Source organism: Phascolarctobacterium sp., from assembly GCF_030531065.1.
In the GTDB taxonomy this organism is placed as follows: Bacteria; Bacillota; Negativicutes; order Acidaminococcales; family Acidaminococcaceae; genus Phascolarctobacterium_A.
Genome location: NZ_JAUNOQ010000019.1, coordinates 1 through 13,828, shown reverse-complemented (window position 1 = coordinate 13,828; position 13,828 = coordinate 1). Strand labels below are relative to the sequence as shown.

The 13,828-nt window shown below is 40.4% G+C and carries 11 protein-coding genes and 1 pseudogene; 8 read left to right on the top strand and 4 right to left on the bottom strand.

Annotated features, from left to right (window positions below):
* Nucleotides 1-301 precede the first annotated feature (301 nt).
* The 4 genes from Q4E64_RS10385 to Q4E64_RS10370 all read left to right on the top strand — a co-directional run bounded on the left by Q4E64_RS10385 (nucleotide 302) and on the right by Q4E64_RS10370 (nucleotide 5,867).
* On the top strand, nucleotides 302-1,429 hold the full coding sequence (locus tag Q4E64_RS10385) for an MBL fold metallo-hydrolase (RefSeq protein WP_303167842.1): 1,128 nt from the start codon (nucleotides 302-304) through the stop codon (nucleotides 1,427-1,429).
* 12 nt (nucleotides 1,430-1,441) lie between these two features.
* Nucleotides 1,442-2,551, top strand: a complete 1,110-nt coding sequence (locus tag Q4E64_RS10380) for a hypothetical protein (protein ID WP_303167841.1) — start codon at nucleotides 1,442-1,444, stop codon at nucleotides 2,549-2,551.
* A complete protein-coding gene (locus tag Q4E64_RS10375) occupies nucleotides 2,541-5,393 on the top strand; it encodes an Hsp70 family protein (protein ID WP_303167840.1) in 2,853 nt (950 codons plus the stop codon). Before Q4E64_RS10380 ends, Q4E64_RS10375 begins: the two co-directional genes overlap by 11 nt.
* A gap of 72 nt (nucleotides 5,394-5,465) precedes the next feature.
* Nucleotides 5,466-5,867, top strand: coding sequence for a hypothetical protein (locus Q4E64_RS10370; protein WP_303167839.1), 402 nt, complete (start codon nucleotides 5,466-5,468; stop codon nucleotides 5,865-5,867).
* A gap of 158 nt (nucleotides 5,868-6,025) precedes the next feature.
* Here the strand turns inward: Q4E64_RS10370 and Q4E64_RS10365 are convergent, their stop codons facing one another.
* Nucleotides 6,026-6,874: an Rpn family recombination-promoting nuclease/putative transposase gene (locus Q4E64_RS10365; protein ID WP_303167838.1), complete on the bottom strand. Its 849-nt coding sequence runs from the start codon at nucleotides 6,872-6,874 to the stop codon at nucleotides 6,026-6,028.
* A 517-nt stretch (nucleotides 6,875-7,391) separates the two neighbouring features.
* On the opposite strand from Q4E64_RS10365, the pseudogene Q4E64_RS10360 reads away from it, so the two are divergent.
* From Q4E64_RS10360 to Q4E64_RS10345, 4 genes and pseudogenes are all read left to right on the top strand, one after another.
* A pseudogene (locus Q4E64_RS10360) lies at nucleotides 7,392-7,580 on the top strand (transposase); the annotation flags it as partial.
* A gap of 338 nt (nucleotides 7,581-7,918) precedes the next feature.
* Nucleotides 7,919-8,545, top strand: a complete 627-nt coding sequence (locus Q4E64_RS10355) for a TM1812 family CRISPR-associated protein (RefSeq protein ID WP_303167837.1) — start codon at nucleotides 7,919-7,921, stop codon at nucleotides 8,543-8,545.
* A gap of 17 nt (nucleotides 8,546-8,562) precedes the next feature.
* Complete coding sequence (locus tag Q4E64_RS10350) at nucleotides 8,563-9,483, top strand: hypothetical protein (RefSeq protein ID WP_303167836.1); 921 nt, start codon at nucleotides 8,563-8,565, stop codon at nucleotides 9,481-9,483.
* Nucleotides 9,467-11,242: a TM1812 family CRISPR-associated protein gene (locus Q4E64_RS10345; protein WP_303167835.1), complete on the top strand. Its 1,776-nt coding sequence runs from the start codon at nucleotides 9,467-9,469 to the stop codon at nucleotides 11,240-11,242. Before Q4E64_RS10350 ends, Q4E64_RS10345 begins: the two co-directional genes overlap by 17 nt.
* Nucleotides 11,243-11,944: 702 nt before the next feature.
* Here Q4E64_RS10345 and Q4E64_RS11515 read toward each other — a convergent pair.
* Genes Q4E64_RS11515 through Q4E64_RS10335 form a run of 3 tightly spaced genes read right to left on the bottom strand, consistent with a single transcriptional unit; the run spans nucleotide 11,945 to nucleotide 13,239 of the window.
* A complete protein-coding gene (locus Q4E64_RS11515) occupies nucleotides 11,945-12,142 on the bottom strand; it encodes a transposase (RefSeq protein WP_368501574.1) in 198 nt (65 codons plus the stop codon).
* Nucleotides 12,115-12,303 carry a hypothetical protein gene (locus Q4E64_RS10340; protein WP_303167834.1) on the bottom strand — a complete coding sequence of 63 codons (189 nt, stop codon included), beginning with the start codon at nucleotides 12,301-12,303 and terminating at the stop codon, nucleotides 12,115-12,117. Before Q4E64_RS10340 ends, Q4E64_RS11515 begins: the two co-directional genes overlap by 28 nt.
* Before the next feature lie 57 nt (nucleotides 12,304-12,360).
* On the bottom strand, nucleotides 12,361-13,239 hold the full coding sequence (locus tag Q4E64_RS10335; RefSeq protein ID WP_303167833.1) for a transposase: 879 nt from the start codon (nucleotides 13,237-13,239) through the stop codon (nucleotides 12,361-12,363).
* Nucleotides 13,240-13,828: the final 589 nt, after the last annotated feature.

The following is a 13,828-nucleotide window of genomic DNA, read 5'->3' as shown; positions in this document are numbered from 1 at the left end:
GTTTTGGCAAAGGATTTGTTTTTGGCTATGCCTTTACTATACCACAACGAACATTTTTTGGCAAGGAAATTTTTGGAAAAAGCCTATTAGAGCGCGTTGGCGAGCTGTAATATTGAAGGCAAAAAAACATTTGCGAACGTCGCGAAAGAAGTCGGGATATAATAATTTTTTTGGAACGTGCCGTTTAGAGCCTTTTTTAAAAGATATTCATAGTGTAAGAGCGATACCCGGTAATAAAAAGCGGCGGCGTAAAACGCGAGTTTCCGCAAGGATTACGGCGTTGGAAGAAAGGTTGGGATTTATGTACGACGATAATATTTATTTTATGGCCTTGGGAGGCGCGCAGAGCGTGGGGGCCAGCTGTTATTATTTGCGCTTGGGCGGCAGCAATTTGTTGTTGGATTGCGGCGTAGCCAGGCGCAATGATATAACGGTTTTGCCTAAGCTACATTATCTTTTGGCTTCGCCCTTTATGGATTCGCTAAGCCAGCTGGATAAGGTTTATATATCGCACGCCCACGGCGACCATGTCGGTTATCTGCCGGAACTTATGCAGCAGGCGCCGCAGGCTGCGGTTTATCTGACGGCGGCTACAAAATTTTTGGCGGAGCACAGCCTGGCTATGCAGTCAAAAAAACGCAGGCTGCGGCAAAATTTGCAGATGCAATCCTTTTGCCGGGAGGTAAGTTATCTGCAAACGCTGCGCGAAGAAAATTACAACGTAACTTTTTATCCTGCCGGGCATTTGCCGGGTGCGATGATGACGCTGTTTGAATATCGGGGCAAGCGTATTCTTTATACCGGCGATTATTCTTTTCATTCCTGCTTTGTCCAAAATCAGGCGTGGCTGCCGGTTGATTTAGACGTAGATATTTTAATTATTTGCGCTTTGCACGCCAACAGGCCTTCTGAAAAGCAGCCGCGCACGTTGGCGGATATGTTGGAAAAGGCGTATGAATATTTGTCGCGCGGTTATTCGGTATGGTTCCGGACGGCGGACGCCGGGCGGACAATGGAATTGCTTTTGGCCGTCAATAATTGGCAGCGGCAAAACGGACTGCAGTTCCCTGTATTTTTGAAAGGCGCGGCTATGGAGGCGGCGTTAATTGCCGAAAAGCTGCGGCTGCCAATTCTAAGCGGCTGCCATTATAATTGTTTAGCCAAAGACGCCGCAAAGCCGCACATTGCCGTCAGCGGCAAGGAAGCGCCGGAGGGGGAAGGCTATAAAATTTTTGGCGGCAATTATACGCTGCACGAAAGCTATGCGGAAATGAAGGAGTTTATAAAAATATTAAATCCGCGGCTGGCGCTTTTGGTGCATTGCCCGTCCGGACCAAATTTTGGCGGTATCGCCAGGGATTTTGCCGCAGAAGGCGCTTGCCGGACGCAATTTATCTTTCCCCAAGAGGGGCAAATTTTTATGTTATAGGAGCAATGTCAAATGTTTAATGAAAAGGATATGAAGAAACAGGCCATTATTGAAGAATTCCACCGCTGCGTTGCGGAAAAAAGCAAACGCTGCCGCAAAACTTTTGCCGGGATAAAATTAGAAAACGCGATGCTGCAGCTTTTGGCCGAAGACTATAAATTAAGCCCTGCGGCCTGCTGTAAATGTCTTGTCGATAAATTCGGTTTTGAATGCGATGTGGAAGCTGTTGTGCAATTATACCGCAATTATTATATCAATAACGCGCCGCGCCGCGCAGAAGTTTTTGCCGACGCGGCGACGACGGTCATCTATCTGCAAAAAGCGTTGGCAGGCGATATAAACGCTTTAAAATTATACCAGAGCGGTTATAGAAGCTTTTTAGAAAGTAAACGCGGGCAGCGGCGCGGCATTTACAGCCATTTATTATTGGCGGTAGCGGCGGCGTCGATACCGCAGCTTTTAGGAGAAAAGGAAAGGGGTTTGGCGTTGGGGTTTAACGATACGTTTTGCAAATATCTTTTGTATGATTTGCATGACGTTATCGAAAAGGCTTACAGCAGCCAGAAAAGAGAAAGCCGCGTTCCGGGGCAGGGCAAGGCCGCGCCTGCCGCGCTGCAGGCGGATTACGAAAATTTAAAGTTGCGCTTATCCCAAACAGAAAAAGCTTTGGAGCAGTCCAATATGCTGTTGGGAGATTTACAGGAAGAATTCGACGAGCGTTTGGCGAGCGTCCGCTTGCAGGAACTTACGGAATTTTTCGCTAAGTTGAACAGTGAAAAATACGGCTGCATTTTAGACCAGCTGCTGGAGCTGCGCGTGGGCATGGCAAAATTACGCGACAGCGGCTGCCAGATTCCGCTGGAGCTTAACGGTCTTTTGATTTTGGTAAAAAAATTAATTCAATTTATGCGGGATAATCATATCGACCCGCAGCTTCAACCGGGCTCTTTGCATAAGGTAAAGGCGGCGGATATAGAATTTTGGCAATATGAAGGCAGTCCTTTTGCCGGCGCGGCAGAAGAAAAGCAAATTCGGGTAATTTCTCCCGGTTGGATATATAGCGAAAAGCAGGTGCAAATTTCGCGACCTAAGGTAAAGGAGGAAAAAGAAAATGTTGATTAATAAAGAAGAACATAACGAGTTGTGCGTGGGCATAGATTTGGGAACGACTAATTCAGTTTTAGCGACAGTCAATTTGAAAGCCAATGGGGATATTGTGAGCAAAGTTGTGGATATCTCCCGCGCTGTCGATATTTATAACAGCGTTACGACCAAGGCCAAATTAAGCACGCAAAAAAAGCCGTTGCTGCCTTCCTGCGTTTATTATCGCGAGGAGCAGGGCTACGAGCCGCTGGTCGGCGATTTTGCTAAAATACAATATCCATTGCGCCCACAGCTGGTTGCTAAATCCATCAAAAGCCAAATGGGCAAAAAGCTGGCCGTGGGTTTGGCCGACGCTGTGCCTGACAAAACTCCGGCGCAGGTTTCGGCGCGCATCTTGCAGCACCTTTTGCAGGAAGCGGGACGCATTTACCGCACGAAGCTGGAGGACGTGGTTATAACTGTGCCGGCTAATTTCGACGCGGCCATGTGCAAGGCTACGCGGGACGCGGCTGCGTTGGCCGGGGTAAAGGTGTTGAATGACGACGGCAGCGAGCGGGCGGTGCTGCTCAGCGAGCCCAACGCCGTTATTTACGATTTGATTAACCAAGTGCAGAACGGAGAAATTTCCGAAAAGATAATTGATTTCAACAGTGAAAAGAACGTGTTGGTTTTTGATTTGGGCGGAGGCACGCTGGATATTACTCTGCACAAAATAAAAAGGCGCGAAGATTGCCCGGATGTTTTAAAAGTAGACGAAATTGCGGCCAATCGTTATACTTTGCTGGGCGGCGACGATTTTGACGAAGCCCTGGCGCAGGAAATGTATCGCCGCTATTTGCAGCAGTATGCCGCGTATCCCGATATCGTGCGCCAAATACGTCAACAGGAGCAGGCTGTTTTGCCGCAGCTCGTACGTTATGCCGAAGAATTAAAACTGGAGCTGAGCGAAAGAATGCGTTCTCAAGCTGCTGCGAGCGATTCGTTCGGGTGGGACGACGATGATAAATTTTTTGTCGGCGGCAATATGGGCGGCATTGGCTACGCTTACGACGATAGCTTTTCGCAGGAAGAAATTGAAAATATTTTGCAGCCGTTTATGGGCGCGGATTTAAAATTTGACGATTATAAGATTTGGAAAACTCTGCCTGAAGGCCGCAATATTATTTATCCTGTTTTGGACGTTTTGCAAAAGGCGGCGGTTAAATTAGCCGCTGAACCGCGCGTGGACGCAGTCGTTGTTAACGGCGGGATGAGCAAATTTTATATGGTTACGGAACGTTTACAAGCTTTCTTTGGTATGGAGCCCATCGTAGCTTTGGATCCGGATCAATCCGTTGCGCGCGGCGCGGCAGTCTATCATTATTATTTGCATAAGTACGCCGAGCAGATGCAGGAAGATATGCGTTTATTGGGCGATACTAGCTTGCCGGAAGCGGTGCTGGAGCGTCGGGCAGCCGGTGCAGGTTTAAGCAGAAAAGCTTTTCGCCCGGCTGCTATTGAATGGGGTAAGCAAATACTTAACGAAAGCCTGTACCTGGGCATGCGCAACGGTGAAACTCAAGAATTGATTGCCGCTGGCAGCGAATTGCCTTATAAGGCCGAAACATTAAAAGGTTTTAAGCTGGCGCCGCAGCAACGGGAAGTAGCTATTCCTATTAAAAGGAAAATCAGCGCCGACGAATACATGACCATTGCCAGCGGTCGCGTAACGCTCGACGGCAGCTATGACGACGGCGCCTATGTAAGCATTGATTTACAAATGAACGCCAATAAGCTTTTAAAAATGGAAATGACATTTACAAGCGATTACGACGGCGAAAATATTTTGGAAAGTCAGCAAGCGGAAATTTCGGTCGGTTATTACAGCGACGACCACGCTTTAGGGCGCGAGTCCAGACCTATCAATAATAAAGGCTTTAAGAGCGGCGCCGCTTATGACCCTTATACCGAAATCAAATGGCTGAAACAGCAATATTTGCAAATGTCCTATTGCAATCATTATAGTTTGAGGTCGCCGGGTTCTATTCGCAAAGATATCCAGAAAAGAATTAAAAAGCTGAAAAAAGCCGCTAACCCGGAGGAATTTGCCTGGCCGCTCATCGACGAGCTGAAGCGTTCGCAAGACGCAAATTTGCGAATGCATTTACTTTTGCTGGCGCGTTATTTGGCCCCGGGATGGAATAGCGAGCAGCTGGAGGCGCTGGCTAAAATTTGCCTTGAGCAATTATCGCTGCCTTTAGGAGGATATCATTATATTACGAGAAATATAAACGTCAACATACAGGCGATACTTGCGTTGGGCGTTTGCGGCAGCAAGGCGCAGTTGCTTGAGTTAAACAAGCTGCGCGATTTACGCAGCTATCAGGACGCTTGCTTGTACGCTTTTAGCTTAGCGAGAATAGAACACGCTTGGATTTTTGACAAGGTCAGGGATTGTGTTTATAATGGAGCAAATATCGGTTGGTTAGGCAATAGGGCCAGAGCTTTGGGAATTTCTTTGCGCAAAGGTAAGGAAGAGTACCAAATTCCTTTTGATGAAAATGAAGCTGCCGTGGCTCTCTGCTGCGTAATAAATAATAATTATATAAACGAATACCGTCAATTCAGCGGCTTATATTCTTCTTTGTTTGCTTTGGGCTATATTTGCGACCAGCGGTGGGGGTACAGCAAGGTTGACGCCAAAACTTTGGAATATGTGCGCTTTACCTTGGAGCAAATACCGCAAAATTATTCCGGCGTCGTAGTGCGTAATTTGCTGAAGAAAGCCAGGATTGTGCGCAAGATGATAGAAGGAACGGCGCTGACGGAAGCTGAAGAAGAGTATTTGCTGGAGAAGATGGAAATAGGCTGCAGCGATTAAAAAAGTTCTACGTTTCGAGGGTACCGTACTTGCAGACATTTTAAATTTATGATAACAATGGAGGTAGTTTGTATGAGCTTTGAAAGTTTTAACAGCGATTTTGAATATGAATCTAGAGGAGAAGATTATTCGGAGAACGAATATGACGACGATTATTCATATGGCGGAACTTATCGTCGTAAGGCTGGGCCTAGCAAAGAATATCTGGCCTTTAAAAGAATGATTAAAATGAAACAATGTATGGATGAATCCGACATACCTTCTGACGCTACTCCGGAAGAAATAGCCTTTTGCAGGGAACAGATAAAAATAAATAGAAAAATAGAGGCTCTTAAAGAAAAAAGCTTTAACGGTGAAAAATTAACGTTAAAGGAGCAGTTTTTCGTATTTTTTAAAGGGGATATGGATAAGGCTAGAAGACTTTATGAAGAGAACAAATATTTCTGGGAACCTGATTTTGATGATCTCGATTAGGATTTCTCAAAGAAATTCCCAAACTTCATCGCGGCGCGCTTCCTAGCGCGAAACGCGACTCAAAAGAATGTTCGCTATAAAATAACGCCCGCGCGTACTGCGGTAGTACGCCGGGCGTTTGTCGTTTGAGAAACGTCGATTTGGTTTCGCGCTAATTTTTATTCTACGACTTCCAAACCGTTGTCCTGCGCCAAGGCGCAGACTTCTTCCTTACTTAAATTAGAATATTTTACAATAAAAGCAAGAGCCACTTTATCTTTGAGCATCTTGAGCGCAACATAGCGTGCGTTTTCCGCTATTCCCTCTTCTCGCCCTTCCTGACGACCTTCTTTGCGTCCTTCCATGCGTTCGTCGTGCAATGCCATTTCTAACAACATAAATTGCCTCCTCACTTCGCTGTCGCGCTTGAGCGCAGCCACGGCAGCGTCCACTTCTTCCGTAAAATCGTCGCTCACGGTTTTATCGTTGACATATGCTAAAAAGCTTTTGGCCATGGGCGAAATAGCGCCCTTCTTTCCTAAAGAGTTGACGAAGACGACCGTAGCGCCGTTGCCCATTGCCAATTCCGGATTTTCCAGGCATTTGTTTTTGAAAGTATAAATATAGCGTCCTTCACCGAATAAATCAAAAGCGCAGATAAAGATAATATAAGTGTCGTTAAGCTTGTCGAAATCCTGCCCTTTGCCCAACAAATCCATGTCTAGCGACGCTTGATAATAGCGTGTGCGTTTTGGCAAAAGCGGTTCGCCCGTATCCGCGCTTTTGGTATTTTTCACCTGCATTTCCAAATTATAATGCGTGCGGTTCTCGTCGGCGACGATGATGTCGAGACGAACGCCGCGGCTATCGATGCCGGTTTGGATTGTTTTTTCAGCGTAAGGATAGGAAAGCTCGGCAATTTTAATATTGAGCAGTTCTTCGATAAGCCGCTTGCAGATGCGCGGGTTTTTCATCACCTGCTGGAATAAAAAATTATTTTGGATAGTCAGGTCTTCAAATTTCGTCATGTTCTTCTCCTTAATTATAACATATTTGCGGCTGGGCAGCGCAGTTAAATTATTTAACGAGCTGTATTAAAGCAAGATAATCACCGCCTTAAAAATAAAAAAGCAGTACCGCCGACTGCGTTTAAATTCGCAATCGGATTGGTACTGCTAAATTTCGCTTAGGATTTCTCAAAAAAATTCCCAAACTTCATCGCGGCGCATTGCAAGAGAAGCGCCGTTTAATGCTTTTTTTAGTTGTCAAAGATTTACTGATTTTAGTATAGCAGCAATTTCGCTTACAGGCAAGAGCATATTCTTCCTAATCTAAAAATCAAGATTTTTACTTCCCCTCGCCAAACGCGCTAGGAAAGGCGCATAAAAAATTTATTTACGCGCTTCCTAGCGCGAAACGCGACTAAAAGAATGTTCGCCTATAAAATAACGCCCGCGCGTACTGCGGTAGTACGCCGGGCGTTTGCGGTTTTAGAAACGTCGATTTAGTTTCGTGATAAAATTTATTCTACGACTTCATCCGTGAGAACGTGGCAATAACGAAAACACTAACGGCTTACTAAGAGAATATTTTCCTAAAGGAAAAGATATCTCTAACATACCGGAAGAATATATTCAAGAGCAGATAGATAAGCTAAATCTGCGGCCAAGGAAATGCCTCGGCTTTAAAACACCATATGAGGTCTATTTTAAAACATCGTTGCACTTAGCTTGACAATTTGCCATAAAAATTGATATTAGCTTTTGAAAAAGAAAAGTTATACTAGCCGGAGCTGCATACATGATAAAATAATTTGAAAGGCAATACTTTTGAAAAGTATGCCGTTTAAGCTACTTTTGTGCAGATATATATAGTAGAAAGCTTTTAAAATTACGATGCAGAGGAGGAGTAGGCTGACATAATTTAAAAATCTCTTCTGTTTCAGAGAAATTTTTCAGGGATGCTATTGTTAGCAGGAGTTTTTTATTGTTTTGTAGAATTTAAAATAAGTTATTTGTTGCGTTTGCCTTTATCAAATCACTAATTAAATAAAATATAAAGAGGTGTAGTTTATGCGTAAGGTATTTGTTTCTGTTATGTTATTGGGAAAATTGAATCCAACCGATTATGTCAGCGAGGATTTTGAATTAAGTACGCAGCATTTTGATTTTCCTTTGTCTTATATAATTAATAATGAGGTTCAAGAAGGGGACGAAGTAGAAATTATTACTGCCGTCGAGCATGGCAGCGGTTCTGTACAGCAAGCAAGCGATAATTACGCTAAATTTCATGAGGAAGTAAATACTTTACTCAGCCAACGTCAGGCGAAAGTTCATTTTGAAGAAATTGCCATTAATAAAGAATTTGAAGCTGAAACTTTTACCAAATTTTTTAAAGAAATTACTTTACTCGTTCGTGATAACGATCTCATTTATACGGACGTTACCTTTGGCATGAAAGTTTATACTTTGAGTATGTTTATCGCCTTGGCTTATGCGGTAAAGGCTGCTGTGGGAGCAGAAATGCGCTGCGTGCTTTACTCGCAAAAATATACCGGTACGGACGCGGCGTTGGATAAAAATACTTCCAAGCTATGCGACGTTACGTCTTTATTTTATCTCAATGCTATAGCCGGTAACGCTAAAAGCGGACAAAAGCAGGATTTGGACAAGCTGTTCGATATAATTATCAGCGAATGAGTAAAGCGGGTGTAATTATGGCAAAAGCAGATAGAATAGAGCAGCTGGCGCGGGAGCTATGTTTTAGCAGCCTTACCGTTAATCAAAGAGAAGCTAAGAAATCGGAACTTGCGTATCTTTTGTATAATAAAATGTATAATCGAAACTTTGATACCATCCATTTTACAGAAGCGTTCAATAGTTCCTTGGCTAAGTATGGCGCGACATGCGAGGATGCTGGAGAACCAATATTATTTGAAAAATTATTTTGGGCTTGCTACTGTATAAAGAATATGGGTTCTAAGGCGGAGAAATTTCAAGAGGATAATTTTGAACTTTCCAGATATAGAAGCGATCAATGCAGAGATTTATTTATGGAGAACGGGCTGTTTCTTAATAGAAGCTACATATTGTATCCAAATAAGGAAAAGATTATCGCTTCTTTGCGCGAGCAAGTGGAGGACGATGTTGTGTACGAAGAATTGCGCCAAAAAGTGGAAGACATTTTTGCCTGGTATGGGTTGGCTTCTGTTGACGCTATATTGGAAAATGAAGAAGGAGAAACTGTTCTGCGCGACGTTTATGACGATTTTAGCAAAGAGGAAGATAAAGAAGATTCGCAGAAGCTTTTAGCCGATATAATTAGAATGTCATACGGCTTGACTAAGCAGACGCGCACCCTTTATCCCTTGGACAGATGTTGGTGGACGGGGAATATGTATACTCTTTATTTGCGGATGATTCCTCTGATTTTGCAGAAATTGGCGGAAAAGGCTTACATAGATTATTATGAGCAGCGCCGATTGGTACAAAAATTATTGGATATTTTAGAAGTAGAAGTTTTTGCAGGCTATTTAAACTATCAAACGGATACGATTCGTAAAAATATCAAGAAGCTGGAAGCTTTTCATATTCAGGCGCTGGAAAGGGTGACGAAAAGACATGGAATCAGCCAATAAGAACATAGTAATCTTTTTTATGAGCCCCTTGCGCAAAGACGCTAAACCGGAGATTTATTATGATCAAAGCGGCAATTTTAGAACAAGTTGTGTCCACACTAATGAAACTGCTTTGAAATATATTGATTGGTATTTAGATAAGAAAAGTGAGCGCATAGATAGCGTTTATGCTTTTGTTACTTCGGCTGTGGCTTCAAAAGATTTCGATAATTTTTGTAGGATTTTTGTTTATAAGGATTATCCAATTAACGCTATTCCCTTTGACGAAAAATCTGTTTTTACCGGTTCATTTAAAAGCATCGGAGAGATGTTTGATGCTTTACAGAAAAAATATCCGGTAGAGCAAAATAAGGTTACGATACATTTAGACTTTACAGGAGGGTTTCGTCATGCAAATGTGTTGATGTTGGTACTTTTAAAACTATTACAATATGCAGGCTATGAGCTGGGATGTATAACTTATACAAATTATTCTGAACATATTATTGAAAATGTGCGAGAGTTAGTAGAGCTTTATACTTTGATTGGCGGTGCTAGCGAGTTTGCTGAAAATGGTAATGTATTTCAGTTGCAAAAGTATTTTAAATTAGTAGAGGGAAAATCTGCTGATTTAGAGCATCTGTTGAAGCAAATGGAAAGCTTTTCTGAACAAATTAAGGTTAGCACAAATAGAGATTATTTGTTGGAAACTATAAATGAATTGGACAGAGCTATACAAGGATATAAAAGGCATTTATTGAATCCTGTGGAAGGAAAAATATCAGAACAGGAGCATTTATTTGTTAAAATGTTGCCGATGATAGAAAAGGATTATGCTGGTATTTTGCATTATCACGACAAACTTGACAGTATTCCGGTGTTGATAAAATGGTGTGTAGAAAAAGGTCTTTTGCAACAGGCTATAACTTTTTGTACAGAATGGTTACCTGGATATATTATGGATAAAGGATTTATTATTATAAATAATCATGATATCGAAAAAGTTTGTTCAAGTAAAAATATATGGTCTGATTGGCGTATTGAGTTCTTAAAAAATTATCAAGAGGAAAGGGCTAATGTATCAGAGCGTTCGGTTTTAGGAACAAGTATGGCTAAAAGTCTTAAAGATGCAGGTTTAATAAAACTTAATTATACTATGATTAAAGACTTGTCTGTTTCTAATGAAAGTATTTTGGAAATTAAAGAAATATATGGCCATATAAATGAAAAACTTGATAATTTATTGGAAGAAATAAGCGCTTTTAAATCTAGGAGTGAAGATAGCGCTGCCGGTTGGTATAAGTATTATAATAGATTAACTGAAAATAATGGGATAAAATACTTTATCAGAGAAGGATGTCCTTCTAATAATAATATAGAGAGATTCCTTTCTAAAAGATATACTAACGTCGAAGGGTGTTTCGATAAATTCTTCTTTAGACTATTAGGCAGTATAAGCAAGGAAAAGGTGTGCCAATTTTTTGGTATTGAGGTTTCAGGAAAAAATAATAATACTACTGCTGCGAACAAAAAATTTAGGTTTGAATATCTAATGGAGCTTGAACAGAAAAGATCGATTACTTTTTTCGTTCCAACTGAATTATTGGCTCCTTTGGTTAATAATTATGTAAAAATTACCGAAGTTAGAAACCATCTTAACCATGCCAATCATATAGAATCAGGAAGGGAAGAAAATCTTTCACTTAAAGAGCAAATTTTAGAAGAGCTTAAGCTGCTTACGAAATGTGAGAAGCAGCTTGAGATTTCTAAAAAAATTTAATTAATGTACTTATTCTTTGCTTAATAGAAGAATAAATTTCAATGAGATATAAAACATGACTGATGGTTATAGTTGGACCTATTGAAAATGTTGTGGTTTTGAGTAAAAGAGTTTAAAACCATTGCGTTAAAAATAAGCTTAGTTATGATTTTGTTTTGGATTCCATGTAACTATTATTAATTCGTCTACCATTTATTTTTTCAAATAGGTTTAATTTTTAAAATAATAGTTCGGTTTTTATAGGAAATGGCATCACGGATAGTAAATCGGGTAATTTTAGATTGAGGATTGATGTGATAAAATTTTCATAAGATCTTTTGTTGAAGCTCCCTGTTATAGAAGTTATTATTGTTATAGTAATATCCTAAAACAGGGAGCATTTATTTGTTCAATAAATAAAGATAAAAGAGGTTAGTCACAAAATATGTTATAGAGAAATCACAAATAATAGTACAGTGACAACTAAAGGAATAACAGAATAAATCAGATCTCAAAAATGGTTATAGCGGCGACTAAACCAATATGAGAAGGCAGAAAATATAGGCATTCCACCAAAGATTGTGGTCGAGGCTACAACATCGGTGTGGTCATACCTTTAACCTTTGTGTGGTTTTGCTCCACCATTAGTGTGGTTTCGCTTTAACCTTTACTGTGGTTTAGAGAAAGCTGAGGCTTTTCAGTTTTCTCTAAACCATTCTTTATTTATAAGGTAAATGTATCATTTGGGTTCAAACAGTACAGAATTCTATTCCTAGTACGCTTGAAATTGGTGAATCCATTAGCGTTGTAAATCAGCTTTTCTATCATTCTGTTTTTAGACTCTATTACGCTGTTGTTAATCCTTTGGCCATTTATAGTCGTAAATGAATTTACTATCTCCTCGCGCCAGTTATTGAGCAGTCTGTAGAATTTTTCGTACTCATCAATGCCGCAACTCTCAAAAGCACTATGGCCCTATCTAAAGCCTCAGGAGCATCGCTCAGCAGTGTTGTTGAGTTCATGTTTATATAGTATTCCTTAAGCTCGTAGGCAATCTTTAATTCAGGAAATCTATCAAACATCAAATCCCTAATATCTCTGTAGTTTAGATAACGTCCAAATCTCTTGTTATATTTAGGCTAATTATCTAAATCTTTGTTGTGGTCAAAAACATGCCTGAAAACCTTTAACAGATAAATCATTGTATCATCTTTTGTACTGCGAGCGCATCGCAACACTATTTTCCTAAAATCATCAGTAAGATGCTTTATTACATGGAAACTATCAGCGCACACCTTGGCTCTTGGGAAGAATATGTGGGCAATATCTCTGTATGGCTCGTACATATCCATGGAAATATATTTCACATTATTTAACTCAGATATACATGTAGTTCCTTTTGTAGTTAATCTTTTTATTTCGCTAAAATATCTTACAATATGGTCCTTTTTTCTGTCTGGAAGTACATCAATCATTTCCCGTGTAGTGAAATCCATTAATAAACAGCAGTATTTGGAACCGTAATCAGAATTAGGGAAATAATGCTCATCAATCGACAGTACCTCTGGCAAGGTTTTACGGGGAATATTAACATGTTTATCGAATATACGAGTGACTTGTGTCGAAGATATATTGTTCCTTTTACCAACGGCCAGATAGGTTGCATCAGGATACTTTAAATCTTTTAAAATATTTACGACAGTATCTGTTGAGATATGGGAACTTCCAATGGCAAAAGGATTAGTCTCTGAAAAGGTATGTTCACAATATGGGCAGCGATACCTTCTTTGCATATAGATAATGTAGCATTCACGGTTATTAAAAGTAGAATGGGTTATCTTTCGTTTAATGTAACCATGATTATTAGTAGGTTTTCGGCAGATAGAGCATTCCGAGATTTTAGAAACCAGCCTAACCTTAATAACCAGACTGCCGTCAGTCTGATCTAAAGTAGTAGCATCCTCAACATCCGAAGATTTGACATTAAGGATATGTGTGATAAACTCTAAAAGGGACATATTTGTCCTAGCCTCCTTTGATTTAAAATAGATTTTTTTGGCAATTCTATTTTAAACTAGGGGGCTTATTTTTATAAGATTAATATTTCAGTTTAAAGAAAACCACACAAGATGTTAAAGCGAAACCACACTAATGTTGGAGCGTTTTTTTACCACACCAATGTTGGAGGGCCGACCACACCACACGCTTTGGTGGAGTGTTAAAATATAATTATTAGTTATATCTTCTGCTTTTTTATATTTTAAGATATTTTTATAAAAACGATAAGTGAAAATGCCAAAAAGGGAAGGAGAAAGAAGGTATAAGTAGTAAAGGAAGCAAGAGAGGAGTTGAGAAGGAATGCTGATGGATATTTTAGATGTAATTATTAAGAAATAAGAAAAAAGGAAAGTAAAATGCCAAAAAGGGAAGGAGAAAGAAGATATAAGTAGTGAAAGAAGCAAGAGAGGAGTTGAGAAGGAATGCTGATGGATATTTTAGATGTAATTATTAAGAAATAAGAAAAAAGGAAAGTAAAATGCCAAAAAGGGAAGGTAAACTGTACCCTTTGTCAAGGACATTTTTGAAAGAAAGAAAAGAAATTTCAAT

What these genes read in the sequence shown, in the direction of transcription:
- Q4E64_RS10355 (WP_303167837.1), top strand. Translation starts at nt 7,919, where the DNA reads ATGCGTAAGGTATTTGTTTCTGTTATGTTATTGGGAAAATTGAATCCA.
- Q4E64_RS10345 (WP_303167835.1), top strand. Translation starts at nt 9,467, where the DNA reads ATGGAATCAGCCAATAAGAACATAGTAATCTTTTTTATGAGCCCCTTG.
- Q4E64_RS10385 (WP_303167842.1), top strand. Translation starts at nt 302, where the DNA reads ATGTACGACGATAATATTTATTTTATGGCCTTGGGAGGCGCGCAGAGC.
- Q4E64_RS10370 (WP_303167839.1), top strand. Translation starts at nt 5,466, where the DNA reads ATGAGCTTTGAAAGTTTTAACAGCGATTTTGAATATGAATCTAGAGGA.
- Q4E64_RS10350 (WP_303167836.1), top strand. Translation starts at nt 8,563, where the DNA reads ATGGCAAAAGCAGATAGAATAGAGCAGCTGGCGCGGGAGCTATGTTTT.
- Q4E64_RS10380 (WP_303167841.1), top strand. Translation starts at nt 1,442, where the DNA reads ATGTTTAATGAAAAGGATATGAAGAAACAGGCCATTATTGAAGAATTC.
- Q4E64_RS10375 (WP_303167840.1), top strand. Translation starts at nt 2,541, where the DNA reads ATGTTGATTAATAAAGAAGAACATAACGAGTTGTGCGTGGGCATAGAT.
- Q4E64_RS10335 (WP_303167833.1), bottom strand. Translation starts at nt 13,239, where the DNA reads ATGTCCCTTTTAGAGTTTATCACACATATCCTTAATGTCAAATCTTCG.
- Q4E64_RS10365 (WP_303167838.1), bottom strand. Translation starts at nt 6,874, where the DNA reads ATGACGAAATTTGAAGACCTGACTATCCAAAATAATTTTTTATTCCAG.
- Q4E64_RS10340 (WP_303167834.1), bottom strand. Translation starts at nt 12,303, where the DNA reads ATGTTTGATAGATTTCCTGAATTAAAGATTGCCTACGAGCTTAAGGAA.